The following is a 24,260-nucleotide window of genomic DNA, read 5'->3' on the forward strand; positions in this document are numbered from 1 at the left end:
GCATGATCGACCTTTACACCGCCGCCACCCCCAATGGCCACAAAGTGTCCATCGCCCTGGAGGAGCTGCAGCTGCCCTATAGCGTGCATGTGCTGAGCTTCGACAAGAAGGAGCAGAAAGCCCCGGCGTTTCTCAAGATCAACCCCAATGGCCGCATCCCGGCCATAGTCGATCGTGGCAATGACGATTTCGCCGTGTTCGAGTCCGGTGCCATCCTCATCTATCTCGCCGAGCAGACGGGCCAACTGCTGCCGCAGGACGCCAAGGGACGCTCACGGGTGCTGCAATGGCTGATGTTCCAGATGGGCGGCATCGGTCCGATGCAAGGTCAGGCCAATGTGTTCTTCCGCTACTTCCCGGAGAAGCTACAGGGGGCCATAGACCGCTACCAGCACGAGACCCGGCGTCTCTACGAGGTGCTCGACGCGCGTCTGGCTGAGGCCGAGTACCTGGCAGACGACTACAGCATCGCCGATATCGCCACCTTTCCCTGGGTGCGCAGCCATGAGTGGTCCGGGATTTCGCTCGAGGGCTTGTCCCACTTGCAGCGCTGGCTCGCCGCGCTCGAGGGGCGTGCGGCGGTGCAGCGTGGGCTGCTGGTGCCAAAGCGCCAAGTCGATGAAGACTCGACGGTGAAAACCGCTCAGTCGATGTTGATCCGATGAGGGGGCGTATGCGCGGTATCGGCCTGCTTGCGATCCTGTTGGCGGGGACTTCGGCCTGGGCGGCGGACCTGCCGGGCAGCCGCGACCTGGACATTCTGCCGCGTTTTCCCGGCGCCCAGATCGTCGCCTATGCCGAGGCGCCCGAGGAGGAACGGATCTATCCGCAGGGCTCGATCCGCCGCATCAGCGGTCGTCTGCGTTACGAGCGGGAAGTCCAGGTCAAGGGGCAGTTCACCTCGGTCACCTACGAGCTACCACGGACTCACACGTCCGATGAGGTGTTCAGCGCCGCCCGCGAAACCCTGCAGGCCCAGGATGCCGAACTGCTGTACTGGTGTCAGGGGCGGGAGTGCGGCTCGAGCAGCCTGTGGGCCAATGCGGTATTCGGCCGCTCCAGTCTCTACGGTTCCGACGATCAACAGGCCTATGTCCTGATGCGCCTGGCCGAACCGCGTGAGGACAGCCTGCTGGCGCTCTACAGCATCACTCGCGGCAATCGCCGGGCCTATCTGCACGCCGAGCTGCTGGCTGCCGACGCGACGCTGGGTGAGCTGTTGCCGACACCCGCCACCCTGTTGCGTCAGTTGCGCAGCAGTGGCGAACTGCGCCTGTCCAGGCAAACCGAGCCGAGCCCGGCCTGGACGAAACTGCTGTCGCGCAGCCTCAACCTCGACAGCACCCTGCGGGTCAGCCTGGCCGGCCCCCAGGCAGAGGCCTGGCGCGAGGCGTTGGTCGAACAGCGGGTGCGTTCGGCCCGCCTGGAACTGGGTGATAGCGAGGTGCCCGGCCTGCGGATCAGCGTGCTGCGTTAGCCGGAGCCGGGTAAACATGGCGTTAGGCTCTCCTTCTGCGTGCTTGCCGGCCCGCGCTTGGTCCGGGCATGCTTCTCGCGCCTGCCCTGGACCGCTGCCTCTGGGGTAGGGCGCTAATTTACCTCTTGCGGAGCCTGGTGAATGCTCAATAACGATCGCCTGCTGGTGCAGATCCTGCTCCTCGGGCTGCTGGGCGCCAGTTTGTGGGTGCTCGCCCCCTTCTGGTCGGCGCTGTTCTGGGCTGCGGTGCTGGCCTTCGCCAGTTGGCCGCTGATGCGCCTGCTGACCCGCTGGCTGAATGGCCGGCAGGCCACTGCGGCGGCCGTGTTGACCTTCTGCTGGATCGTGCTGGTGGCCGTGCCGCTGGTGCTGCTGGGCTTCAACCTGGCCGACCATATCCGCGATGCCACGGCCCTGATCAAGGGCTTCCAGGTCGAGGGACTGCCGCCCCCCCCGAGCTGGCTGGCGGGCTTGCCGTTGGTGGGCGAGACGCTGGTGTCGGCCTGGCAGACGGTCGATGAGCAGGGTTCGGCCTTTTTCGCCACGCTTCGGCCTTACCTCGGCCAGGTCGGCAACTGGCTGCTGGCGCGTAGCGCGCAGATCGGCGGCGGCATGCTGGAGCTGGCCCTGAGCCTGGCGCTGGTGTTCTTCTTCTACCGTGATGGGCCGCGTCTGGCGGCCTTCGTCCACAGTCTGCTCGATCGCCTGATCGGTGCCCGTGCCGAGCATTATCTGGAGCTGGTCGCCGGCACCGTGCAGCGCGTGGTCAACGGGGTGATCGGTACCGCAGCGGCCCAGGGCTTGCTGGCGATGATCGGGTTCTACATCGCCGGGGTGCCGGGCGCCCTGTTGCTGGGCATCGTCACCTTCGTCCTCAGCCTGATTCCCATGGGGCCACCGCTGGTCTGGGTGCCCGCCACGGCCTGGTTGGCGAGCCAGGGCGAATACGGGTTGGCCGTATTCCTCGGCATCTGGGGCTTCTTCGTGATCAGCGGGGTGGACAATATCCTCAAACCCTACCTGATCAGTCGCGGCGGCAACCTGCCGCTGGTGGTCGTGCTGCTCGGCGTGTTCGGCGGCATCCTGGCATTCGGCTTCATGGGCCTGTTCCTCGGACCCACGGTATTGGCCGTGGCCTACAGTCTGCTCAGCGACTGGGTGGCGAACAAGGCGCCGCCGCCAGACGCCGGTGAGGGATCGCCGCCGGGGCTGAACCTATAGTGCCGAGGCCGCTGGTGCGGCCTCAGACGTCTCCCCGCTCGTACTTGTCCAGGGCTTCGCGGGCGATCAACTGGCCGAGCATGATCAGCTCCGGCGCCTTGTAGAACTCGAAGAAGCGACAGGCGCGGCGGGGCACGTTGATCAGAATGTCTGGCGGGTAGCCGGCGATCTTGTATTGCGCCAGGGAGGTCTGCATGACCTCGAAGCTCTGGTTGATCAGCTCCAACAGAGACGCCGGCCCACTCATGTCGGCCACTCGCGAGCCGCTGGCGGACTTGGTCGCGGCAGCGCTTTCCTGTTCGGACGCCGAGGGGGCGCTGTCCGGACTGACTGCATCGACGTCGGCAGGGGCTTCGAGGAGCAGCAACTCATCGTCTGCCGCGCCATTCTTGCGGCGGAAGGAGGGCAGGTGCGAGCCCAGGGAGGTCATCATCTGGTCAAAACGGCCTTTGAGGGCCAGTGGCCGCTCGATGACCGGCAGTTCGTAATGCTTCTGGTTGGTCGAGTTGAGATTGACCGCGACGATCAGGTCGCAATGGCTGGATACCACCGGTACGATCGGCAGCGGGTTGAGCAGGCCGCCGTCGACCAGCATGCGTTTGCCCTGGATCACCGGGGTGAACAGGCTGGGAATCGCCGCCGAGGCGCGCATGGCCTGGTGCAGGCAGCCTTCCTGGAACCAGATTTCCTGCTGGTTGGTCAGGTCGGTGGCCACGGCGGTAAAGGGGATCGGCAGTTGCTCGATATCGATCTCGCCGACAATCTCGCGGATCTGTCCGAAGACCCGCTCGCCGCGAATGGCGCCGAGGCGGAAGCTCACGTCGAGCAGGCGCAGCACGTCCAGATAGTCCAGGCTCTGGGTCCAGTCGCGATACTCCTTGAGCTTGCCGGCGGCGTAGATGCCGCCGACCACGGCGCCCATGGAGCAGCCGGCGATACAGGCGATCTCGTAGCCGCGGGACTCCAGTTCCTCGATCACCCCGATATGCGCATAGCCCCGCGCGCCACCGGCCCCCAAGACCAGCGCTACTCGCTTAGTCATCTCGTTATCCCCCGTAACGCATTGTTTTATCAACATACGCGCGCCAATGGCCGCCGCCAAGGTGGCATTTGCTAGAATGCCGCCGCCTGTCGAGCCGATTAGTGAGATGTCATGAGCGCGCCCATTCGTTTGACCCAGTACAGCCACGGTGCCGGTTGCGGCTGCAAGATTTCCCCCAAGGTGCTGGAGGTGATACTCGCCGGCAGCGGCGCGCAGAACCTCGATCCGCGTCTCTGGGTGGGCAACGCCTCGCGTGACGATGCGGCGGTCTACGCTATAGATGGCGAGCGCGGCGTGGTGTCCACCACCGACTTCTTCATGCCGATCGTCGACGATCCCTACGATTTCGGACGAATTGCCGCGACCAATGCCATCAGCGACATCTACGCCATGGGCGGCGACCCGCTGATGGCCATCGCCATCCTCGGCTGGCCGGTCAACGTGCTGGCGCCTGAGGTGGCCCGCGAGGTGATCCGTGGCGGCCGCGCGGTGTGCGACGAGGCCGGCATTCCCCTGGCAGGCGGGCACTCCATCGATGCGCCGGAGCCGATCTTCGGCCTGGCCGTGACCGGGCTGGTGGAAAAGCGCCACATGAAGCGCAACGACAGTGCCAGTGCCGGTTGCAAGCTGTACCTGAGCAAGCCGCTGGGCATCGGCATCCTCACCACCGCGGAGAAGAAGGCCAAACTGCGCGCCGAGGACATCGGTCTGGCGCGGGATTGGATGTGCACGCTGAACAAGCCCGGCAGTCATTTCGGCAAGCTCGCCGGGGTGACGGCGATGACCGACGTCACCGGCTTCGGTCTGCTCGGCCACCTGGTGGAGATGGCCGACGGCAGCGGCCTGACCGCCCGCATCGAGTTCGCCAAGGTACCGCGCCTGGCTGGCGTCGAGTATTACCTGGAGCAGGGCTGCGTGCCGGGGGGCACCCTGCGCAACTTCGACAGCTATGGCGAGAAGATCGCGCCGCTGCCGGAGCTGCACAAGTTGCTGCTGTGCGACCCGCAGACCAGCGGCGGCCTGCTGATCGCGGTGACCCCGGAGGGCGAGGCGCAGTTCCTGGCGGTCGCCGCCGAACTGGGTCTGGTGCTCGAGCCTATCGGCGAATTGCTCGAGCGTCGGCAGCACGCGGTCGAGGTGCTGTGATGCGCGACAACACCAGCGATTATCGCCAGTTGTTCCTCGACGGTGTGCCGATGATGGATGCCCGGGCGCCCGTGGAGTTCGCCAAGGGTGCCTTTCCCGGGGTGGTCAACCTGCCGCTGATGGACGATGGCGAACGGCAGAAGGTCGGTACCTGCTACAAGCAGAAGGGCCAGCAGGCGGCGATCGAGTTGGGCCACCAGCTGGTCAGCGGCTCGCTCAAGGCCGAGCGTATCGCCGCCTGGGCGGCCTTTGCCGAGGCCAATCCCACGGGCTATCTGTACTGCTTCCGCGGCGGCTTGCGCTCGCAGATCGTCCAGCAGTGGCTCAAGAGCGAGGCGGGCATCGACTACCCGCGGGTGATTGGCGGCTACAAGGCAATGCGCAGCTTCCTGCTCGCAACCACCGAGCAGGCACTGGCCGAGTGTCAGTTCGTGCTGGTCGGCGGCATGACCGGCACCGGCAAGACCGAGGTCATCGCCCAACTGGACAACAGTCTGGACCTGGAGGGACACGCCAACCATCGCGGTTCCAGCTTTGGCAAGCGCGCCACGGGACAGCCGGCGCAGATCGACTTCGAGAACGCCCTGGCCGTGGACATCCTGCGCAAGCGTGCGAAGGGAGTGGGGCAGTTCGTGCTCGAGGACGAGGGACGCCTGGTCGGCCGCTGCTCGCTGCCGCTTGAACTGCATCAGGGCATGCAGCACTTTCCTCTGGTATGGCTGGAAGACAGCCTGACGGGACGCATCGAGCGCATTCTCAAGGACTACGTGATCGACCTGTGCGCCGAGTTCGTCGAGCAACTGGGCGCCGAGGTCGGCTTCAAGGCGTTCGCCGAGCGTCTGCAGCAGAGTCTGGTGAACATCCTCAAGCGGCTGGGCGGCGAGCGTTACCAGCGGCTGGCGGCGATCATGGATCAGGCCTTGCTGGAGCAGGAGCGTAGCGGGGCGGTCGACCTGCATCGCGGCTGGATCGAGGCGCTGCTGGTGGAGTACTACGACCCGATGTATGCCTTCCAGCGCGAGAACAAGGCCGGACGGATCGAGTTCGTCGGCGAACAGGCGGCGGTGCTGGAGTACTTGAGACAGCGGGCCGAGCCCTGAGGCCGCGGCACTTTTCCCAGGTCTGGCCGTCTTAATCGAATCTATTGCTTCTGATCGTTTGCCGTTTGAGGGAGTGTGCGCAATGAAAGCCTGGATCTGCCTACCCATGATTGCCCTGGTGCTGGCCGGTTGTGCCGGCAAGACCGCTTACCGCGACAGCTGTGCCAATCAGCTGGATGCGGCCTGGCGCGAACTGGACCTGGCCAAGGCCGAAGGCTTCGCCGGCACCGTGAGCTATTCGAAGGCGCTGTCGCTGCTGACCGCGGCCAAGACCCAGCAGCAGTTCGAAGCCTACGAGGGTTGCACCAGCAAGTCGGAGCGGGCGCGCTTCTATATCCGCGAGTCGCGGGCCGGGCGCTGAGCCTGGCCGTAGAGCACTCCCCGCCAGTCGATGCGGTGGCCGGGGAGTGCGCGATAGCCCATTTCTCCTGCGCGATCGAACGGCACGGCGCAGTGGCGCAAGCCAATAGGGCGCGTTCGGTGCACGGGCGTCCCCCGCCCCGTAATAACCAGAAAACGACCCGAACTTAGCACGCGGCGACAATGGCTTACGAAGACAGCTTGTTGCGGCTAATGCTTTGCTCCTATCGTGCCGACACAGGTTCCGAACGACTCGAGATCGTGCAACCGTCATCCTGATGGGGAAGGGAAAATAATCATGTGGACTGTCCTGCAGCGGCGCCTCGCCAGTTTGAGCACGGCGAAGAAACTGGCCCTGGGTTTCGGTGTAGTGCTTTCGCTCACCCTCCTGGTCGCCGCCACCGGCTTCTCCGCGCTGCGGGACGTGGCCGGCAGTGCGGATTTGCTCGAACGCATGAGCGCGATCGGCAGCCAGGTGCAGCGCATGCGGCGCAGCGAGCAGGAGTTTGCCCTCACCGGCGATGTACAACATGCCAAGCACCTGCATGAGCAGGCCCAGGCGATTCTCGACAGCAGCGCGGCTCTGCAGGCCGAGTTGCCGGGGGAGGAGCGCGCGCTGCTCGAGGAGGCAGGCGCGGCGATCGGCGAGTACAAGACCACCTTCGATCGTTATGTCGAGCTGACCGACAACATGCGGCTGTCGCTGGAGGCGGCCAACTGGCTGGTGGTCAGCGCGGCCAATAGCCTCGACCTGCTCAAGGAAGGCCTGGCCGAGGATGGCGTCGACCTGCTCAAGAGCAGCCAGGGGCTGGAAGGCGACAACTCGGTCATGCAGGCGGGGCAGATCAGCAAGGTTCACCAGTTGCTGCTGCAGGCCCTCGACCAGGCACGGGTGCGCCTGGAACAGAGTCGCAGCTCCGGCGAGGCGGTGCAGACCGTGATTCAGGAGGCCCTGGATGCACAAGCCCTGGCCGGCGAGCTGCGCGATGCGATGGACGATCCGGGCTACGCCTCGGTGCTGGCCGAGGTCGTCGGCAACGTCAATTCCTTCAACGATCGCCTCAAGGAATACACCGGCCATCTGCAGGAACAGAAACAGGAACACGCCCGCATGGTCGAGCAGGCCGAGCGCATCCTCGGTTTGGTCGATCAGGCGCACGACCTGCGCAAGGGCGACATGCAGGCGCAGTCCCAGGCCAGTGCCGTGCTGATCCTGCTGGCCGCCGGTCTGGCGCTGCTGATCGGTCTGTTGGCGACGGTGGCCATCACCCTGCTGATTGTCCGCCCGCTCAAGCAGGTGATCCTGCAGGCCCGGCAGATCGCCGAGGGCGACCTCAGCGTGCAGATCGAGGTGCAGCGCGGTGACGAAGTCGGCCAGCTGCTGACGGCCATGCAGGGCATGTCCAACAACCTGCGCGAGATGGTCGGTCGTCTGCAGGACGGGGTGACGCAGATTTCCGCCTCGGCGCAGTCCTTGTCGGCGAGCACCGAGCAGACCCGCCAGGGCGTGAGCGGGCAGAAAGAGGAAACCGACCAGGTGGCCACCGCCATGAGCGAGATGACCGCCACGGTGCATGAGGTGGCGCGCAATGCCGAGGCCGCCGCCGCCTCCACGGCCCAGGCCGATAACCGGGTCACTAGTGGCGTCGAGGTGGTACGCCAGACCCTGGAACGCATCGGTGAGCTGTCCGCCGCGGTGGAAGCCACCACCCAAAGCATCGAGCGCCTCAGCCAGGACACCCAGAACATCGACTCGGTGTTGGACGTGATCAAGAGCGTGGCCGAGCAAACCAATTTGCTGGCCCTGAATGCCGCCATCGAGGCTGCCCGGGCCGGCGAACAGGGCCGCGGTTTCGCCGTGGTGGCCGACGAGGTGCGCGCCTTGGCGCGGCGTACCCAGCAGTCCACCGCAGAGATCGAAGGCCTGATCGCCACCCTGCGCGATGGTGCACGGCGTTCGGTGACGGACATGCGTCAGAGCGGCGCCCTAGTCGAGCAGGTGGTGCAGGACGCCAATCAGACCGAGGGTGCGTTGGCGGCCATTGCCGAGGCCGTGACGCAGATCTTCGAGATGAACCAGCAGATCGCCGCGGCGGCCGAGGAGCAAACGGCGGTGGCCGAAGAGATCAACCGCAGTGTCACCTCCATCCGCGATATCGCCGACCAGTCCGCCTTGGCGATGGACGAGTCCGCCAACGCCAGTGTCCAGCTGGCCGAGCTAGGGCGTGAACTGCAGGGCATGGCCGGGTATTTCCGGCTGTGAACCAGGGGCCGCTCACACTTTAGTGAGCAAAGGTTACAGGAGGCTTTGCCCACGGCGTGCCGGCCAGTAGCATCGACGCACTTGCATGGGGAGTGACGGATGCGGACGAAACTGGATGCCTGCCTGGCCGCGGTGAATCAGGTGCTCTTGGGCAAGGAGACCCAGGTGCGCCTGGCGCTGACCTGTCTATTGGCGCGGGGCCACCTGCTGATCGAAGACCTGCCAGGGATGGGCAAGACCACGCTCAGCCATGCCTTGGCCAAGGTGCTGGGCCTGAGTTTCCAGCGCATTCAGTTCACTTCCGACCTGCTGCCCGGGGACATTCTCGGCACCTCGGTGTTCGACCGCGATACCGGGCAGTTCGTCTTTCATGCCGGGCCCATCTTCGCCGAGCTGCTGCTGGCCGACGAGATCAACCGCGCCACGCCCAAGAGTCAGAGCGCCTTGCTCGAGGCCATGGAGGAGGGCCAGGTGACCATCGAGGGCGCGACCCGACCGCTGCCCGAGCCCTTCTTCGTCATCGCCACCCAGAACCCGGTGAGCCAGGGCGGCACCTTTGCCCTGCCGGAGTCCCAACTCGACCGCTTCCTCATGCGCTTGTCCCTCGGCTATCCGGCCCAGGCCGCGGAGAAGGCATTGCTCCTTGGCGATCCACGACGCTCGCTGTTGCCGCGCCTGCAGCCGGTCCTCGATCACCAGGGGTTGGCGGCGATCCAGGCCGAGGTGCCTAAGGTGCGGGCCAGCGATGCCCTGGTCGACTATGTGCTGCGCCTGGTCGAGGCCACTCGCAGCCAGCCGCAGTTCGCCTGGGGCCTGTCGCCACGGGCCAGCCTCGCGCTACTGGCGGCGTCCCGTGCCTGGGCTCTGCTCGATGGTCGCGACTACGTGATTCCCGAGGATGTGCAGGCGGTGTTGCCGTCGGTGGTCGCACACCGCCTGCGCGAGCGCGCCGACCCCGCCGGCCATGGCGGCGGTGCTCTGGTGCAGTGGCTGCTGCGTGAGGTGCCGGCGCTTTGATCGGGTTGCTCAAACCCTACTGGACGCGTTGGCTGGACCGACGGATTCCCGCTGCCAGCAGCGTCAGCCTCAACCAGCGCAAGATCTTCATCCGTCCGACCCGCATCGGCGCGGCTTATGTCCTGCTTCTGCTGCTGATGCTGCTGGCGGCGATCAACTACCAGAACAGCCTGGCCTACGGCCTGACCTTCCTGCTCGGGGCGGTATTCGTCGTGGCCATCCTGCATACCTATCGCAACCTGGCGGGGCTGATTCTCAGGGCCGGCGGTGCGGATGCGGTCTTCCTCGGCGAACAGGGGCGCTTCCATGTGCGCCTGGAGAGCAGCCGGCGGGCGCATCAGGCGATCGGTCTGGGTTGGCCGAAGGCCAGTCTGCAATTGGTCGATGTGCCGCCTCGAGGCACCGGCGAGTGCCAGCTGAGCCTGCCGACCCGGCGCCGCGGCTGGCTACGGCCGGAGCGCCTGCGGGTCGAGAGCCGCTTCCCATTGGGCATCCTGGTCGCCTGGAGCTGGCTCGACCTGGATCAGGCGCTGCTCGTCTACCCGCGGCCCTTGGCCGGCGAGCTGCCGCTGTCGTCCGGCGGTGGCGATGAGCAGCAGGAACAGGGGCGGCAGGTGCGCGGCCAGGGCTGCGATGATTTCCTCGGCCTGAGAGACTACCAGCCGGGCGACTCCAAGCAGCGGCTGGACTGGAAAGCCTATTCCCGCGGCCAGGGCCTGCTGGTCAAGGACTTCGCCACCCTGAGCGGGCGCGATCCGCAGTTGGACTTCGCGATGCTGGAGGGCGATGTCGAGACGCGCCTGTCGTTGCTCTGCCACTGGGTGCTGCAGTTGTCCGCACGGCAACAGCCGTTCGCCTTGCGTCTGCCAGGCCAGACGCTGGCGCCCGATGGTGGCGAGGCCCATCGCGACGCCTGCCTGCGCGCCCTGGCCCTGTACGGAGCGGCGCCATGAGCCCGTCGCCGGGCATTCCACGGGTCGGCCTGAGCTGGTTGCTGGTCGCCCAGGCGCTGGTGATCCTGCCCCATCTCGGCCATTTGCCGGCGTGGATCATCCTGCTGTGGCTCGGCTGCGCCACCTGGCGTATCCAGATCTATCGTATGCGTGCCGGTTTTCCCCGTGCCTGGATCAAGGCCCCGCTGTTACTGCTGGCCGCCGGCGGCGTCTGGTTTTCCCGCGGCGGTCTGGTCGGCCTGGATGCCGCGGTGGTGCTGCTGATCGCCGTGTTCATCCTCAAGCTGCTGGAGATGCGCACGCGGCGCGATGCCCTGGTGCTGATCTTCCTCGGCTTCTTCGCCGTGGTCACCGCCTACCTGTTCGATGACGGCATGCTCGCCGCTCTGTACAGCCTGCTGCCGGTCACCGCCTTGCTCGCCGCCCTGATCGGCCTGCAGCAGGGCGCCCTGGCGAGCCAGCCCTGGCCGACCCTGCGGCTGGCCGGTGGCCTGTTGCTGCAGGCATTACCGTTGATGTTGCTGCTGTTCGTCTTCTTTCCCCGGTTGGGCCCGCTGTGGTCCTTGCCGACGCCCAGCGACAAGGGGATCAGCGGCCTGGCCGACAGCATGGCACCGGCGGACATCGCCGAGCTGAGCCGTTCTGGCGCGCTGGCCTTCCGCGCCAGCTTCGAGGGCGAGGTGCCGCCGCGCAGCCAGCTGTACTGGCGCGCCCTGACCTTCGAGGACTTCGACGGCCGTCGCTGGTCGCAGGCCAAGTCCGCCCAGCCCCTTCAGCCCGGCTGGCGGAGGCGGGGCGAGCCGCTGCGCTACAGCATCATCATGCAGCCCAGTGCGCAGCCCTGGTTGTTTGCCCTGGATGTCGCCGAGACCTCGCAGCCGGGTGTCAGGCAGATGAGCGACTTCCGCCTGCAGCGTGGGCAGCCGGTCGAGCGCGCCCTGCTGTATGAGGTGACCTCCTGGCCCGAGGCCCTGCGCGAGCCCGAGGGCATAGGTACCCCGGCCGGCACGCGTCGCGCGCTGCAACTGCCGGAGCGGGGGGACCCGCGCAGCCGGGCCTGGGCGGCCCAGCTCCGGCGCGAATATCCGCAGCCCGAACGCCTGGTGCAGGCGCTACTGAGGCATTTCAACCGCGAGCCCTACGTCTACACCCTGCGTCCGCCGACTTTGGGGCGGGACAGCGTCGACGAGTTTCTCTTCGACAGCCGCCGGGGCTTCTGCGCCCACTATGCCGGTGCCATGACCTTCGTCCTGCGCGCGGCCGGCATTCCGGCACGGGTGGTGGCCGGCTACCAGGGCGGGGAGTACAACCCGGGCGGTGACTATGTGCAGGTGCGCCAGTTCGACGCGCACGCCTGGGTCGAGTACTGGCGCCCCGGCATGGGCTGGACCAGCGTCGACCCGACCTTCCAGGTGGCGCCGGAGCGCATCGAGCAGGGCTTGGAGGAGGCCCTGGCCGACGAGCAGAGCTTCCTCGAAGACTCGCCGTTCTCCCCGTTGCGCTATCGCCAGCTGACCTGGCTGAATCAGCTGCGCCTGGGCTGGGACAATCTCAACTACGGCTGGCAGCGCTGGGTGCTCGGTTATCAGGGCGAGCAACAGCTGCGCCTGTTGCAGCGCTGGTTCGGGCGACTCGATGGCCGCCTGCTGGCGCTGTGTCTGGTGGGCGGCGGCGCACTGTTATTGGCCCTGGTGGCGCTAGGCCTGTTCAAACCCTGGCGGCGTGAGCGCGATCCGCAGCGCCGGGCCTTCCAGCGTTTCGAGCGTCTGCTGGGGCGTCATGGCCTGCGCCGGCAGCCAGGCGAAGGCGGTCGCGACTTTGCCGAGCGAGCGGCCCGCGCCTTGCCCAAGCAGGCGCACCTTATCCGCGCCTTCGCCACGGCCTTCGAGGCCCAGCGCTATGCCGGCCAGGCGGCATCCCCGGCGCAGTTGCGCCAGCGCCTGGGGGCACTGCGCCGGGCACTGCCCTGGCGCTTCACCCGGGTGCAGTGAGCGACAGGCTCGCCGATATCCCGCGTTGATTGACCGAAGCGGCCTTCGCCTCGGCTATCGGCCGGCTATGGCTTTCCCCTAAGATCCTCTGCGAACCATTGCCCCGAGGTAGTCATGACCTTTTCCGCGTTGCTGCAGGCCGTTCGTGGCCATCCCGAATCGCTGCAGATCCCGGCCGCCTGGGCCCAGGGGCGGGCCAGCTTCGGCGGCCTGGTGGCGGCGCTGGTGTACGAAGCCATGCGGGCCCAGGTGCCGGAGGGACGTCCCGTCCGCTCCCTGGCCGTGACCTTCGTCGGGCCGGTCGCACCGGACATGCCCGTGAGCTTTCAGGTCGAGGTGCTGCGCGAGGGCAAGGCGGTCAGCCAGGTGCTGGGGCGTGCGGTACAGGACGGTCGGGTGGTCACCCTGGTACAGGGCAGCTTCGGCGCCGCGAGAAGTTCGGCGATCGCCGTCGCCGCCGAGGCGGCGCCGCACATAAAACCGGTGGAGGAGTGCCAGGAGCTGCCCTACATCGCCAACGTGACCCCGGCATTCACCCGTTTCCTGGCGATGCGCTGGGGCATCGGCGGCATGCCGTTCAGCAACAACCCGGCGCGCCAGATGGGCGGCTGGGTGCGCCTGCGCCCGGAAGCCGAGGGCGAGGTGCAGGCGCTGGGCGAAGCGCATCTGCTGGCGCTGGTCGATGCCTGGCCGCCGGCCGTACTTTCGCACCTGCGTGCGCCGGCGCCGGGCAGCTCCCTGACCTGGACCATCGAGTTCGTCCAGCCGGTGGCCGAGTTGAACACTCTGGACTGGTGCCGCTACCTGGCCCATATCGAGCATGCGCGCGATGGCTACGGCCATATCGCCGCGGCCCTGTGGAGCCCGAGCGGCGAGCTGCTGGCCATCAGCCGGCAGACCGTGACGGTATTCGGCTGATACCAGCTGCTCAGTCGGTCTGCCGCTCCTCGGCGAGGTGCGGCAAACCGAAGAACTGACGGGCGCAGGCGGTGCTGTGCGCTGCCAGGCTTGCTGGGGACTCGCCCCGATGCAACGCCACCTCGCGCAGGACTTCGCCAAGCAGCGCCGGCTCGTTGCGTCCGCTCTTGGGCTTGGGCCGCAGGCTGCGTGGCAGCAGGAAGGGCGAGTCGCTTTCCAGCATCAGGCGGCCGGCCGGAATCTCCCGTACCAGCGGGTGCAGATGGCTGCCGCGGCGCTCATCGCAGATCCAGCCGGTGATGCCGATATGCAGGTCCAGGTCGAGGTAGTTGAACAGCGCGCGTTTCTCGCCAGTGAAGCAATGCACCACCGCCGCCGGCAGGCGGTCGCGGTAATCGCGCAGTATCTCCAGCAGGCGCTGGTCGGCGTCGCGCTCGTGCAGGAACACCGGCATCTGCAAGGCGACGGCCAGGGCCAGCTGTTCCTCCAGGGCCTTCTCCTGTTGCGGGCGCGGGGAGAAGTCGCGATTGAAGTCGAGTCCGCATTCGCCGACCGCCCGCACCCTGGGTTCGGCCAGCAGGGCCTCGAGCCGCGCGGCGCTGTCGCTGGTCCAGCCCTTGGCGTCGTGGGGATGGACCCCGGCCGTGCTGAACAGGTGCTGGCCGCCTTCATCCAGGCGCTGGCACAGCTCGACGGCCTGCTCGCTCTCGGCCAGGCTGGTGCCGGTGACCAGCATCTGGCGGACACCGGCGGCGTAGGCCCGCTCGAGCAGCGCCTGGTGCTGGCCGGCGAAACTGGGGTGGGTCAGGTTGACGCCAATGTCGATGAGTTGCATGGTGCTACCTGCTGGCTGGAGAGGGGCAGCATAGCAAAGCTACGACTTCACCAAGAAGTCCATTACTTTCAACAACCTGCGTTCTTGTTTTGAGGCCGGGTGACAAGCCGCTCAGGCATCCCGGGGCTGGCTGTGCGACCCTCCGCGCGCCGCGAGACCGGGGAACTTGCGTGCCGCCGCCGTACTCTCAGTCGACCTGTTACCGAAGCGTGTGACCCTGTCTTGGAGCCGCGATGTCGCGACCTTTGCTACTGCTGTGCCTGTTGCTACTGCTGCCCTGTGCGGCCGTGGCGCGCCTGGCTGGCCCGCCGGAGGTGGTGCGGCCGGTGCCGGCGCGGGATCTGGCGAGCATCCGCAGCAGCGGCGAGTTGCGCGTACTGGTCAACCAGAGCCGTAACAGTTCCGGCGAGGTCAAAGGCCAGAGCATCGGCGTGGAATACCATCGCCTGCGCGCGTTCGAGCAGTATCTCAATCGCAGCGCGAAGGGCGGCACGGGCCTGCGGCTGAAGATGGTGCCCAAGGCCAAGGACCAGTTGCTCGCGGCCTTGCGCCGTGGCGAGGGGGATCTGGTGGCGCCGGGCGAGCTGCTCGACCTGGGGGGCGGCGGCAATGTCCGTGGCAGTGCGGCGATTCGCAGCAACGTACCGCTGATCATCGTGGCTCGCCAGGGCGATCGCCGCTACCAGAGCCTGGAGCAGATGTCCGGCCGCAGCCTGGCGCTGCCGGCCGGCAGTGCCGCGGGCGCGGCGGTGCAACGGCTCAACAGGCAGCTGATCGAGCGCAAGAGGCCGCCGGTCATCGTCGAGTGGGTCGACCCGAGCCTGGCCGTCGAGGATGTGCTGGAGATGGTCCAGGCCGGCATCTTCAGCGTCACCGCGGTGGAGCAGCCGATTGCCGAGCGCTGGGCCAAGGTCATGCCCAAGCTGCGGCTGGAGCACCATCTGGTCCTGGCCCGCGACGGCGACCTGCGTTGGTTCGTCCGGCGCGATGCCCCGGCGCTGGCGGCGAGCATCGACCGATTCCTCAAGACCTATCGCAGTCCGGCCGATCAGGACGCGGCCTTCCAGCGCATCTACCGCCGCCTGTACCGGGTCCATTACCCCCTGGGGCGCACCGAACGCCAGCGTCTGGAGAAGCTGCGCCCGGTGCTGCAGCGCCATGCCGCCGAGCAGCAGTTCGACTGGCTGGCCCTGGCGGCGCTGGCTTTCAAGGAGTCCACGCTCAACCCGGGGGCGCGGGGCGCCGGTGGCGCGACCGGGTTGATGCAGATCACCCCGGCCGCCGCGCGCAGTGTCGGGGTCGGTAATATCGCTGCGCTGGAGAATAACGTACAAGCCAGCGCCCGTTACCTGGCAATGATTCGGCGCAATTATTTCAACAGCGCTCAGCTCAACGAACGTGAGCGCATGGCCTTTGTGCTGGCGGGCTACAACCTGGGGCCGCACCGGGTGCAGGGCATGCGTGCCGAGGCCCGACGCCGGGGGCTCAACCCCAATCAATGGTTCTTCCAGGTCGAACGGATCGCCATGGAGCAGGTCGGCATGGGCGTGGTCAGCTATGTCAACAGCGTGAACAAGTACTACCTGGCCTACGACCGGGAGCGCTACCTGCTGGAGCCCCATTGAGGGTTCTTCTTTTATCCAATTGTTAGATAATGATTAGCGGTTATTTGCGATTTTATTATCGTATTTTTCGGATAGTCTGTGGGCATCTCTCCTCAACACGGAAATCCTGCCCATGAATGCCCTGATCAAATCCCTGCTCTTCACTCAAGCCGGCTACGGCCTGACCGTCCTGCGCGTCATCGCCGGCGTGACCTTCGCCGCCCACGGCGCCCAGAAACTGTTCGGTTGGTTCGGCGGTTACGGCCTGGAGGGGGTTGCTCAGTGGATGGAAAGCATCGGCCTGGCGCCGGGCTATCTGCTGGCTCTGCTGGCTGGAAGTGCGGAGTTCTTCGGCGGCCTGGCCCTGATCGTCGGTGTGCTGGCCCGTCCCGCCGCAGCAGTACTGGCGCTGACCATGCTGGTGGCGATCTTCAGCGTGCACCTGGCCAATGGTTTCTTCATGAGTAACGATGGCTATGAATTCGCCCTGGCCCTGCTGGCGATCAGCCTGGCGGTGCTGGTCGAGGGCGCCGGGCGCCTGTCGCTGGACAAGCGCTTCGCCGGATAGGCCAAGGTTCCCATCCTAGGCCCGCCCCGTGCGGGCCTTGTGCATGTCAGGGCATTTGTTGCCGGCGGGTCTCGGACAGCTGCTCGGCGGCGTCCAGGCGCAGGCGTTCGCGCTCGTCGAATCGCTCTGCGGTCAGGCGGGCGATGGCAGCAGCCTTGTCGCCCTCGCTGAGGCCGCGGCTGGCCTCGACCCTGGCCTTGGCCGCTTGGTAGTCGGCGAGCCGTCGTGCCCAGGCCTGACGTTGGCGATCCAGCGCCTCGAGGCGTTGAGTGGCTGCTGCGCCGACCATCTGTAAACGCAGCTGACGAATCTGTTCGGGGCCTGCGCCCTCGGCCTGCAGCTTGGCGGCCTGTTGGCGCAGATCGTTCTGCAATTGTGGCAGCAGGCTGGCCTGCAAGTCCGCTGGCAGGCTGTCGCGCAGCTGGTCGACCGCAATGGCCTTGCCCTCGTCGTCCAGGCCGGTGTCCTGCTGGATCGCCAGGCGCTGCAGGCTGAACCGGTTGTAGGCTTCCTCCCGGGCAAAGAACGCCTGATGCGCCTCAGGGCTGAACAGCCGGGCGCGCAGGGCCTGCGCCGCATCCTCGCGCCGGCGAAGGGCGTCAAGGCCTGCCTGTTGTGGCCAGTCACGTTCCAGCAACACCAGTTCGCGGCGGTAGTCGAGGTATTGATCCAGCAGGGCCAGCGCCTGCTCCCGTGCCGGTGCCTGCAGTTGGCTGGCGATATAGAGCCGCAGGCGCTCGACACTGCGGTGGAGGGGCTCCTCGCCGAGGGCGGCGAGAAAGTAGTCGAATATTCGCCGGATGTCTTCGCTGATGATCAGTTGGCCGGATGCATCGACGCGCAACACCCCATCCACCTGGGTGCCCGCGAAGGAGGGAGGCAGGGTTTGGAGCGCAGTGCCCTCGATAGTTGCGGGCGTCTGCACTGCGGGGCGTGGCGTTCCAGAGGCTATGCCCTCGATAGGCATTGGCGAGGTGAGATCGCGGGGCTTGGCGCCGGGGGGCTGCTCTCCATCCAGATACAGCAGGGTGGCGACGCAGCCGGTGAAGACCAGGGGGAACAGCAGCAAGAGTTTGTTCACGGATTCTTTCACTGAGTGGGGCGCCACGAGTTCGCTACGGCCCGAGAGCGGGGCCCTAGGGCCCCGGGTGTACTTATAGGCCGTCATTCTTCAGGCGATTGGCATGCTGGCGATAGACCGTCACCGGATCGGTTTCGAACCAGCTGGTCAGGCCGAAGGTCTGGTTGACCTCGTCGAGGTGGTTCATCCGGTAGTCGTCGCGAATCACCTTGCCCAGGTGCGAGCTGCAGCGTCCGACCAGACCGTCGTTGGCTTCGCCGTTGAAGGTCAGGGAGCTGGCGCCCAGCAGCAGGTCGCTCGGGTCGAGCAGGTGGGTCAGCGGGCTGGTGCCGCTCCAGGAGTAGTAGCGCACGCCGTTCACGTTGTAGGCGCCTTCGCCGCAGGCGCTGGTCGGAACGCCTTGCGGGTACTTGGCGTTGAAGCGTGCGGCCCCTTCGCTGTTGAGCGATTCGAGGGCGCCGAGGGCGTCTTGTGGGCTGGTGCTGGAGCTGCCGGAGAGGAAGTTGATCAGTCCGCCGAGGCCGTTGACGATGCCGGCCAGCAGGGTTTCGCCAGCCGAGCCGGGTGGAACCTGGCGGATGAAGTCGGCGGCAGCCGAGCCCTTGTGCGGCGAGCCGACGCTGGTGGCCGAGGCGACCAGGTCGGGACGGACGGCGGCGACGTAGCGGATGGTCGGCCCACCGTGGCTGTGGCCGATCAGGTTGACCTTGGCTTTGCCGCTGATCGCGACGATCTCTTCCACCTGTTCCAGCAGCTCCTCGCCGCGGGCTTCCGAGGTGTTCAGCTGGCTCACTTCGGTGACATAGACGCTGGCGCCGTCGCGGCGCAGGGCCGTGGGGATGCCGTACCAGTAGTCGACCCCGAGGATGCTGTCGAAGCCGAGCATGCCGTGGGTGAGCACGATCGGGTACTTGGTCTGGGTGTAGCCGGAGGAGCCGAACCAGAAAGCCTGGGTCTGGCCGGAAGCCATGAGGCCGGCTCCGAGGCAGAGGGCGAGCAGGGTCTTGTTGTTATTCATGGGCGCTCTCGTAAGGGATGAGTTGGGCAATTAATACGATCCTGTCGGCTGCGACAGCCGGTCGAGGACGGGTCGTCGCGGCCTGGGGCGTGCGGCAGGAAATGTGCCAGCTTCGCCGCGAAGAGGGCGCAAGCGCTCTGTAGCAGGTACTCGCGTACCATTAACGGCGAGGTGCCGGGGCATGCATCACGCTGGGTTTGTTACGGGGCGAAACGTCGGGCTTAGCGGAATCGCAACAGTGGCCACTCTGCGATCTGTTGGTAGACGCTGCCCCGCGGGCTGGTTTCGGAAGCCAGCAGGGCAAAATGGCCAACCGACCAATCGAAGGATGGGTTGGCCGCAGGCGGCCTTGTAGTGCAGCGACGCATCAGGGTCAGGTGAGCGAGGAAGGGCCGCTCCTCCAGGCCGAACCCTGCCGTCCGCAAAGCCTGGTGCAGCTGTTCGGCCAGTTCCTGGAGGGCGGCGGGAGGCTCGCTGGGTGCCAGGTACAGCAGCCCATTGCGGCGGCGCACCAGTGTGTCCAGGCGTAGGTCGAAGGGCGCGGCCTTCAGCGTGGCGGCCAGGCTGCCGAGTTCGGCGAGCCGAACACTCGGTTGCTGGCCGAGAAAGGCCAGGGTCAGGTGCAGGTTGGCCGGCGGCACGGGATGGCCGTGCAGCCCCAGCGCATCGCGCCACTGGGCGATGCGCTCGGCCAGTTCAGTTGGACAGCGCAAGGCGAAGAATAGGCGCAGGCTGGTAGCGTTCATGGTCGTGACTTCGGCTGCCATCTCCCTGTTGACAGTATCGCGCAGGCTTCTCTAGGATGCCGCTCCATGCGCCGATTTAAACAGCTACTTGCGGGGCGCCGGGTCATTGCCGAGGGCAGGGCTCTGAGAGGGTTCTCACGAATGCCTCGAAATTCCGCTAAAGCGCTGGTTCGGTGTCGCCTCTCACCGCTGCCCAGCGGGATTTCTGAGGCGGAGACGCGAGCATGACCTGTCCCCAACCGCTGATTCGATTGGCCCCCATCACCACCGGCTTGAGCCTGCGCAACGCCAAGATACTCCTCGGCGGCAGCCATCAGCCGACCCTGCTGCGCTACCTGGACGGTTGGCCCAAGCGCTGGGGCGCTTCCCCTACCTTCCTGATCCAGTTCACCCATGCCGATGAGTCCCTGGCCCGGTTCGCCAGCGACAGCTTCGATCTGGCCGTGGTTCAGGCGCCGAGTGCCGAGCAGCTGCACGACACGGTGCGCGAGTTGACCCGGGTCGCTCGCCAGGGGCTGATCACCCGGCGCTAGTCGCCCAGGCTCAGGGGTAGTCGATTGCCACCACGAACCAGGTCTTCTCTCCGGTCGGCGTCTGTACCCGCACCTCGGCGTCCAGGGGCTTGCCGACCAGGGCGCGGGCCAGGGGCGAGTCGATGCTGATCAGGTTCAGCTTCAGGTCCAGCTCGTCAGGGCCGACGATGCGGTAGCGCGCCTCCACGCCCTCTTCGTCTTCGAGGGTGACCCAGGCGCCGAAGTAGACCTTGTCCGGATCGCTCGGGCGGGCGCTGACGACCTTGAGATTCTCCAGGCGCTTGCTGAGGAAGCGCACACGGCTGTCGATTTCGCGCAGCATCTTCTTGCCATAGGTGTATTCGGCATTCTCCGAGCGGTCGCCCTGGGCAGCCGCCTCGCTGACTGCCTGGGTGACCTGGGGGCGGCGCACGTGCCACAACTCATGCAGCTCGGCGCGCAGGCGCGCCTCGCCTTCGGGGGTGATCAGGGGGGTGCCGGCGGAGCGGGGCGGACGATAACGGCTCATGGGGCTGCGAGGACACGAGTAGTCTGGAAAGCCGCGATCTTATCAGCCCTCGCGCAGCACCGTCAGCGGGCTGACGTTCAGCGCCCGGCGTGTGCCGAGCACCCCGGCGGCGCCGACCAGCAGAGCGCCGAACAGCGGCAGGCTGAGCAGCCAGGGGTGCGGCTGCCAGCTCAGGTCGAAGGCGAAGCGATAGAGCAGAAAGCTGATCAGCTCGCAGCCCAAGGCGGCCAGCAAGCCGCTGGCCGCGCCGAGCAGGGCGAATTCCGCGCGACGGGCGCCGATCAGCAGGCGCCGTTCGGCACCCAGGGCGCGTAGCAGCGCACCCTGGCGGATGCGTTCGTCCAGGGTGCTCTGCAGGCCGGCGAACAGCACGGCCAGGCCGGCGGCAAGGACGAACAGCAGGACGTATTCGATGGCCAGGCTGACCTGGGCGACGATGCCGCGCAGCTGAGCGAGCAGGGCGTCGACCTGGAGCAGGGTCACGGCCGGGAAGGTACGTGCCAGTTCGACCAGCTCGCGCTCCTGGCGGGCGGGAAGGTAGAAGCTGGTCAGGTAGGTAAACGGCAGGTCCTGCAGGGTGCCGGGCTCGAAGATCATGTAGAAGTTGGGTTGGAAGTTGTTCCAGTCGACCTCGCGCAGGTTGCTGACGCGGGCCTCGCGGGTCAGGCCGCCGACACTGAAACTCAGCCGGTCGCCAATCTTGAGGTTGAGGCTCTCGGCCAGCTTGGACTCCACCGACACCCCGGGCAGTTCGCTGGCCCGGGCACGGTTCCACCAGTCACCGCGCAGCAGGCGGTTGTTCTCGGGCAGCTCGGCGGCCCAGGTCAGGCTGAGGTCGCGGCGGATGGCGCGCTCGCCTTGACTGTCCTTGCTGACGAGCTGGCGGACCGGTTCGCCGTTGACCATCACCAGCCGTCCGGGCACCACCGGATACAGGGGGGCGGGGTGCGGCGAGAGCTGGGCGAGGCGAGCGGCGAAGGCTTCCTTCTCGGTTGGCAGCACGTTCAGGGCGAAATGATTGGGTGCCTGTGCCGGCAGCTGCTCCTGCCAGGTGTCGAGTAACTCGCCACGCAGCAAGGCGATCAGCGCCATCGCCAGGATGATCAGACCGAAGGCCAGTACCTGGCCGGTTGCCGCCAGTGGTCGGTGCAGCAGCTGACCTAGGCCCAAGCGCCAGGGCAGGGCGGAGCGGGCCAGGGCGCTGCGCAGGCTGCGTAATCCGGCCAGCAGCCCTGCCCCGAGCAGCAGTGCGGTGAGCAGACCGCCACCGAGCAGGGCCAGGGTCAATTGCACGTCAAGGCTCAGGCGCCACATGATCAGGCCCAGGGTCAGCAGCGCGGCGCCATAGACCAGCCAGGAGCTGACTGGCACCGGCAGCAGGTCGCGACGCAACACCCGTAACGGCGGTACCCGGCCAAGGGCGGCCAGCGGCGGCAAGGCGAACCCGGCCAGGGCCACCAGGCCGGTGGCTATGCCGGCCAGGGCCGGGCCTGGTCCGCCGGCTGGCAGGTCGGCGGGTAGCAGGCCCTCCAGTAGATAGAACAGGCCATGCTGGCCGAGCCAGCCGAGCAGGGCGCCGGCCAGGCTGGCGACCAGCCCCAGCATGGCCAGTTGCAGGCCGAACAGGCCGAGCGCTTGTCGGCGCGACAGGCCGAGGCAGCGCAACAGGGCGCTGTTGTCGAAGCGGCGAAAGGCGAAGCGGGCGGCAGACAATGCCACCGCGACACCGGCCAGCAGCACGGCGGCCAGGCTGGCCAGATTCAGGTAGCGCTCGGCGCGGCCCAAGGCTCCCCCGACCTGACGGCTACTGTCGCGGGCGTCCTCCAGGCGCTGGTTGGCCGCCAGCGTCGGTTCGATGGTCTGGCGGTAGGCCGTCAGTGCCTCGGGCGCACCGCGCCATTGTTCGCGATAGCGGACCCGACTGCCGGGTTGCACCACGCCGGCAGCCGGCAGGTCGTCCAGGTGCATCAACACATGCGGGTTCAGGCTGTAGAAGTCCCCGGCTTCGTCCGGGAGGTAGGTCAGTACGCGGCTCAGGCGCAGGGTGGTGGAGCCCAGCTCGATCCTGTCGCCGACCCGCAGGCCCAGCGCGGCGAACAGCCGGGCCTCGGCCCAGACCTCTCCGGGGCGGGGGCCTGGGCCGGACTGCTCGGTGCCATAGGGGGCCGCCGCGCTCTTCAGCTGGCCGCGCAGCGGGTAGTGATCGTCTGCGGCCTTGACGCTGACCAGCTGGATGGCCACATCGCTGGTGATCACGCTGGAGAACTCGACCAGTTGCGCATGTTCCAGCCCCAGTTGCCGGCCCCGGGCAATTTGCTCGGGTGCGGCAGGCGAGGTGCCCGTCAGCAGCAGGTCGGCGCCGAGAAACTCGCTGGCGTGCCTGAGCATGCCGTCGTGCAGGCGCGCACTGAAATAGCCGATGGCCGTGCTGGCCGAGACTGCCACCAGCAGGGCGAAGAACAGCACGCGCAGCTCGCCGGCACGGGCGTCGCGCAGCAATTGGCGAACGGCCAGCATCAGCAGGCGGAGAAAGGGTGGGCGGGCCATCAGGCTGGCACGTGGTCGATTCGCCGGCCGCCTTCCAGGCGAATCAGCTGCCGGCAGCGATGCGCCAGGCGTTCGTCATGGGTGACCAGCACCAGGGTCGCCCCCCGCTCCTGGTTCAGCTCGAACAGCAGGTCGCTGATGCGTTCGCCGGTGTGACTGTCGAGATTGCCGGTCGGTTCGTCGGCGAACAACACCGTGGGGGCGGCGACGAAGGCCCGGGCGATGGCCACGCGTTGCTGCTCGCCACCGGAGAGCTGGCGCGGATAGTGGCCCAGGCGCTGGCCCAGGCCGACCCGGTCGAGCAGGGCACGGGCCCGTTCGCGGGCATCGCGGCGCCCCTCGAGCTCCAGTGGCAGCATCACGTTTTCCAGGGCGTTGAGGCTGTCGAGCAGTTGGAAGGACTGGAAAACGAACCCGACGTGCTCGGCACGCACCCGGGCGCGTTGGTCTTCATCGAGCCGGCCGAGGTCCTGACCGGCCAGGGCGACCTCGCCGACGCTCGGCAGGTCGAGGCCGGCGAGCAGGCCGAGCAGGGTGGACTTGCCCGATCCCGAGCTGCCCACTATGGCCAGGCTGTCGCCGGCGGCCAGCTCGAGGGAAAGGTCGTGGAGTATGGTCAACTCGCCTTCCGCGCTGGGAACCACTTTGCTAAGGTTCCGCGCAGTGAGAATGCTTGAGCCCATGGAGAATCCGATGCGTACAGGGTTGCTGGGTATCGTCTTGGCGCTGCTGCTCACGGCACAGACTGCCATGGCCGAGACCGTGCTGGTTGTCGGCGATAGTATCAGCGCGGCTTTCGGCCTGGATACCCGCCAGGGCTGGGTCGCGCTGCTGGAACAACGCCTGGCACAGCAGGGCTACGCGCATCGGGTGGTGAATGCTTCGCTCAGTGGCGATACCAGTGCAGGCGGCGCCGCACGGCTTCCCGGGCTGCTCGCCGAGCACCGCCCGAGCCTGGTGATTGTCGAGCTGGGTGGCAACGACGGGCTGCGGGGCCAGCCTCCCGGGCAATTGCAACAGAATCTTGCGGCCATGGTGCGGCAGTCGCAGGAGACGGGGGCCAAGGTGCTGCTTTTGGGCATGCGCTTGCCGCCCAATTATGGGAAGCGCTACACCGATGCATTCGCCGGAGTCTTCACAAGCGTCGCCGAGGAGCTAGAGGTTCCCTTGGTGCCATTCTTCCTCGAGGGGGTCGGCGGTGTGCCGGGGATGATGCAGGATGACGGCATCCACCCCACGGCAGACGCTCAACCCATTCTCTTGGGCAATGTCTGGCCATTGCTGCAACCGCTGCTCTGACGGGCTTTCCTGCCTTCGGCCTTTCGGCTAATG

The 24,260-nt window shown here is 66.9% G+C and carries 21 protein-coding genes and 3 pseudogenes; 16 read left to right on the forward strand and 8 right to left on the reverse strand.

The window, feature by feature from the left end; all coding sequences use genetic code 11:
* Positions 1-2: 2 nt before the first annotated feature.
* The 3 genes from SBP02_RS09800 to SBP02_RS09810 all read left to right on the forward strand — a co-directional run bounded on the left by SBP02_RS09800 (position 3) and on the right by SBP02_RS09810 (position 2,698).
* Positions 3-665 (forward strand): glutathione S-transferase family protein, encoded by a 663-nt coding sequence (locus tag SBP02_RS09800; protein WP_318646197.1) that lies wholly within the window; start codon positions 3-5, stop codon positions 663-665.
* 8 nt (positions 666-673) lie between these two features.
* The gene (locus tag SBP02_RS09805; RefSeq protein WP_318646198.1) at positions 674-1,477 is read left to right on the forward strand and encodes a DUF4892 domain-containing protein; all 804 of its coding nucleotides are present in this window, start codon (positions 674-676) and stop codon (positions 1,475-1,477) included.
* 141 nt (positions 1,478-1,618) lie between these two features.
* On the forward strand, positions 1,619-2,698 hold the full coding sequence (locus tag SBP02_RS09810; protein ID WP_318646199.1) for an AI-2E family transporter: 1,080 nt from the start codon (positions 1,619-1,621) through the stop codon (positions 2,696-2,698).
* Positions 2,699-2,720: 22 nt separating this feature from the next.
* Here SBP02_RS09810 and SBP02_RS09815 read toward each other — a convergent pair whose 3' ends face one another.
* Entirely contained in the window at positions 2,721-3,740 is a 1,020-nt protein-coding gene (locus SBP02_RS09815) for a patatin-like phospholipase family protein (RefSeq protein WP_318646200.1), read from the reverse strand.
* Between the two features lie 111 nt (positions 3,741-3,851).
* Here SBP02_RS09815 and selD point away from each other — a divergent pair, with 111 nt between their 5' ends.
* The 9 genes and pseudogenes from selD to SBP02_RS09855 all read left to right on the forward strand — a co-directional run bounded on the left by selD (position 3,852) and on the right by SBP02_RS09855 (position 13,488).
* Entirely contained in the window at positions 3,852-4,886 is a 1,035-nt protein-coding gene (gene selD / locus SBP02_RS09820) for a selenide, water dikinase SelD (protein WP_318646201.1), read from the forward strand.
* A pseudogene (gene mnmH / locus SBP02_RS09825) lies at positions 4,886-6,021 on the forward strand (tRNA 2-selenouridine(34) synthase MnmH). The gene selD and the pseudogene mnmH overlap by 1 nt, the downstream one beginning before the upstream one ends.
* A gap of 47 nt (positions 6,022-6,068) precedes the next feature.
* Complete coding sequence (locus SBP02_RS09830) at positions 6,069-6,347, forward strand: hypothetical protein (RefSeq protein ID WP_318646203.1); 279 nt, start codon at positions 6,069-6,071, stop codon at positions 6,345-6,347.
* 1,176 nt (positions 6,348-7,523) lie between these two features.
* Positions 7,524-7,754: pseudogene (locus tag SBP02_RS20915) on the forward strand (HAMP domain-containing protein); the annotation flags it as partial.
* Positions 7,755-8,102: 348 nt separating this feature from the next.
* Positions 8,103-8,609: pseudogene (locus tag SBP02_RS20920) on the forward strand (methyl-accepting chemotaxis protein); the annotation flags it as partial.
* 99 nt (positions 8,610-8,708) lie between these two features.
* Positions 8,709-9,626: an AAA family ATPase gene (locus SBP02_RS09840; RefSeq protein ID WP_318646205.1), complete on the forward strand. Its 918-nt coding sequence runs from the start codon at positions 8,709-8,711 to the stop codon at positions 9,624-9,626.
* The gene (locus tag SBP02_RS09845) at positions 9,626-10,579 is read left to right on the forward strand and encodes a DUF58 domain-containing protein (protein ID WP_404824392.1); all 954 of its coding nucleotides are present in this window, start codon (positions 9,626-9,628) and stop codon (positions 10,577-10,579) included. The genes SBP02_RS09840 and SBP02_RS09845 overlap by 1 nt, the downstream gene beginning before the upstream one ends.
* Complete coding sequence (locus SBP02_RS09850; protein ID WP_318646207.1) at positions 10,576-12,570, forward strand: transglutaminase TgpA family protein; 1,995 nt, start codon at positions 10,576-10,578, stop codon at positions 12,568-12,570. The genes SBP02_RS09845 and SBP02_RS09850 overlap by 4 nt, the downstream gene beginning before the upstream one ends.
* 114 nt (positions 12,571-12,684) lie before the next feature.
* Complete coding sequence (locus SBP02_RS09855; RefSeq protein WP_318646209.1) at positions 12,685-13,488, forward strand: acyl-CoA thioesterase; 804 nt, start codon at positions 12,685-12,687, stop codon at positions 13,486-13,488.
* A gap of 10 nt (positions 13,489-13,498) precedes the next feature.
* Here SBP02_RS09855 and SBP02_RS09860 read toward each other — a convergent pair whose 3' ends face one another.
* Entirely contained in the window at positions 13,499-14,323 is an 825-nt protein-coding gene (locus SBP02_RS09860; protein ID WP_318646210.1) for a TatD family hydrolase, read from the reverse strand.
* 233 nt (positions 14,324-14,556) lie between these two features.
* Between SBP02_RS09860 and SBP02_RS09865 the strand changes: the two genes are divergently transcribed.
* On the forward strand, positions 14,557-15,948 hold the full coding sequence (locus SBP02_RS09865; protein ID WP_318646212.1) for an MltF family protein: 1,392 nt from the start codon (positions 14,557-14,559) through the stop codon (positions 15,946-15,948).
* A 112-nt stretch (positions 15,949-16,060) separates the two neighbouring features.
* On the forward strand, positions 16,061-16,495 hold the full coding sequence (locus SBP02_RS09870) for a DoxX family protein (RefSeq protein ID WP_318646213.1): 435 nt from the start codon (positions 16,061-16,063) through the stop codon (positions 16,493-16,495).
* 46 nt (positions 16,496-16,541) lie between these two features.
* Here SBP02_RS09870 and SBP02_RS09875 read toward each other — a convergent pair whose 3' ends face one another.
* The 3 genes from SBP02_RS09875 to thpR form a co-directional block, all read right to left on the reverse strand.
* Positions 16,542-17,576, reverse strand: a complete 1,035-nt coding sequence (locus SBP02_RS09875; protein WP_318646214.1) for a lipase secretion chaperone — start codon at positions 17,574-17,576, stop codon at positions 16,542-16,544.
* Between the two features lie 73 nt (positions 17,577-17,649).
* The gene (locus SBP02_RS09880; protein WP_318646215.1) at positions 17,650-18,594 is read right to left on the reverse strand and encodes a triacylglycerol lipase; all 945 of its coding nucleotides are present in this window, start codon (positions 18,592-18,594) and stop codon (positions 17,650-17,652) included.
* A gap of 221 nt (positions 18,595-18,815) precedes the next feature.
* Positions 18,816-19,340 carry an RNA 2',3'-cyclic phosphodiesterase gene (thpR, locus tag SBP02_RS09885; RefSeq protein ID WP_318646216.1) on the reverse strand — a complete coding sequence of 175 codons (525 nt, stop codon included), beginning with the start codon at positions 19,338-19,340 and terminating at the stop codon, positions 18,816-18,818.
* A 224-nt stretch (positions 19,341-19,564) separates the two neighbouring features.
* Between thpR and SBP02_RS09890 the strand changes: the two genes are divergently transcribed.
* Positions 19,565-19,873 carry a class I SAM-dependent methyltransferase gene (locus SBP02_RS09890; RefSeq protein ID WP_318646217.1) on the forward strand — a complete coding sequence of 103 codons (309 nt, stop codon included), beginning with the start codon at positions 19,565-19,567 and terminating at the stop codon, positions 19,871-19,873.
* A gap of 10 nt (positions 19,874-19,883) precedes the next feature.
* Here the strand turns inward: SBP02_RS09890 and greB are convergent, their stop codons facing one another.
* The 3 genes from greB to SBP02_RS09905 are packed head-to-tail and all read right to left on the reverse strand — an operon-like array spanning position 19,884 to position 23,611.
* A complete protein-coding gene (gene greB, locus SBP02_RS09895; RefSeq protein ID WP_318646218.1) occupies positions 19,884-20,381 on the reverse strand; it encodes a transcription elongation factor GreB in 498 nt (165 codons plus the stop codon).
* 42 nt (positions 20,382-20,423) lie between these two features.
* On the reverse strand, positions 20,424-22,928 hold the full coding sequence (locus SBP02_RS09900; protein ID WP_318646219.1) for an ABC transporter permease: 2,505 nt from the start codon (positions 22,926-22,928) through the stop codon (positions 20,424-20,426).
* A complete protein-coding gene (locus tag SBP02_RS09905; RefSeq protein ID WP_318646220.1) occupies positions 22,928-23,611 on the reverse strand; it encodes an ABC transporter ATP-binding protein in 684 nt (227 codons plus the stop codon). The genes SBP02_RS09900 and SBP02_RS09905 overlap by 1 nt, the downstream gene beginning before the upstream one ends.
* A gap of 10 nt (positions 23,612-23,621) precedes the next feature.
* Between SBP02_RS09905 and SBP02_RS09910 the strand changes: the two genes are divergently transcribed.
* Positions 23,622-24,227: an arylesterase gene (locus tag SBP02_RS09910; RefSeq protein WP_318646221.1), complete on the forward strand. Its 606-nt coding sequence runs from the start codon at positions 23,622-23,624 to the stop codon at positions 24,225-24,227.
* Positions 24,228-24,260 lie beyond the last annotated feature (33 nt).

Source organism: Pseudomonas benzenivorans (assembly GCF_033547155.1).
Classification (GTDB): Bacteria; Pseudomonadota; Gammaproteobacteria; order Pseudomonadales; family Pseudomonadaceae; genus Aquipseudomonas; species Aquipseudomonas benzenivorans_B.

Bases quoted from the DNA above. Each gene is read 5' to 3' on its own strand.
- SBP02_RS09800 (WP_318646197.1), top strand. From the start codon at position 3: ATGATCGACCTTTACACCGCCGCCACCCCCAATGGCCACAAAGTGTCC.
- SBP02_RS09805 (WP_318646198.1), top strand. From the start codon at position 674: ATGCGCGGTATCGGCCTGCTTGCGATCCTGTTGGCGGGGACTTCGGCC.
- SBP02_RS09810 (WP_318646199.1), top strand. From the start codon at position 1,619: ATGCTCAATAACGATCGCCTGCTGGTGCAGATCCTGCTCCTCGGGCTG.
- SBP02_RS09815 (WP_318646200.1), bottom strand. From the start codon at position 3,740: ATGACTAAGCGAGTAGCGCTGGTCTTGGGGGCCGGTGGCGCGCGGGGC.
- selD (WP_318646201.1), top strand. From the start codon at position 3,852: ATGAGCGCGCCCATTCGTTTGACCCAGTACAGCCACGGTGCCGGTTGC.
- SBP02_RS09830 (WP_318646203.1), top strand. From the start codon at position 6,069: ATGAAAGCCTGGATCTGCCTACCCATGATTGCCCTGGTGCTGGCCGGT.
- SBP02_RS09840 (WP_318646205.1), top strand. From the start codon at position 8,709: ATGCGGACGAAACTGGATGCCTGCCTGGCCGCGGTGAATCAGGTGCTC.
- SBP02_RS09850 (WP_318646207.1), top strand. From the start codon at position 10,576: ATGAGCCCGTCGCCGGGCATTCCACGGGTCGGCCTGAGCTGGTTGCTG.
- SBP02_RS09855 (WP_318646209.1), top strand. From the start codon at position 12,685: ATGACCTTTTCCGCGTTGCTGCAGGCCGTTCGTGGCCATCCCGAATCG.
- SBP02_RS09860 (WP_318646210.1), bottom strand. From the start codon at position 14,323: ATGCAACTCATCGACATTGGCGTCAACCTGACCCACCCCAGTTTCGCC.
- SBP02_RS09865 (WP_318646212.1), top strand. From the start codon at position 14,557: ATGTCGCGACCTTTGCTACTGCTGTGCCTGTTGCTACTGCTGCCCTGT.
- SBP02_RS09870 (WP_318646213.1), top strand. From the start codon at position 16,061: ATGAATGCCCTGATCAAATCCCTGCTCTTCACTCAAGCCGGCTACGGC.
- SBP02_RS09880 (WP_318646215.1), bottom strand. From the start codon at position 18,594: ATGAATAACAACAAGACCCTGCTCGCCCTCTGCCTCGGAGCCGGCCTC.
- thpR (WP_318646216.1), bottom strand. From the start codon at position 19,340: ATGAACGCTACCAGCCTGCGCCTATTCTTCGCCTTGCGCTGTCCAACT.
- SBP02_RS09890 (WP_318646217.1), top strand. From the start codon at position 19,565: ATGACCTGTCCCCAACCGCTGATTCGATTGGCCCCCATCACCACCGGC.
- greB (WP_318646218.1), bottom strand. From the start codon at position 20,381: ATGAGCCGTTATCGTCCGCCCCGCTCCGCCGGCACCCCCCTGATCACC.
- SBP02_RS09900 (WP_318646219.1), bottom strand. From the start codon at position 22,928: ATGGCCCGCCCACCCTTTCTCCGCCTGCTGATGCTGGCCGTTCGCCAA.
- SBP02_RS09905 (WP_318646220.1), bottom strand. From the start codon at position 23,611: ATGGGCTCAAGCATTCTCACTGCGCGGAACCTTAGCAAAGTGGTTCCC.
- SBP02_RS09910 (WP_318646221.1), top strand. From the start codon at position 23,622: ATGCGTACAGGGTTGCTGGGTATCGTCTTGGCGCTGCTGCTCACGGCA.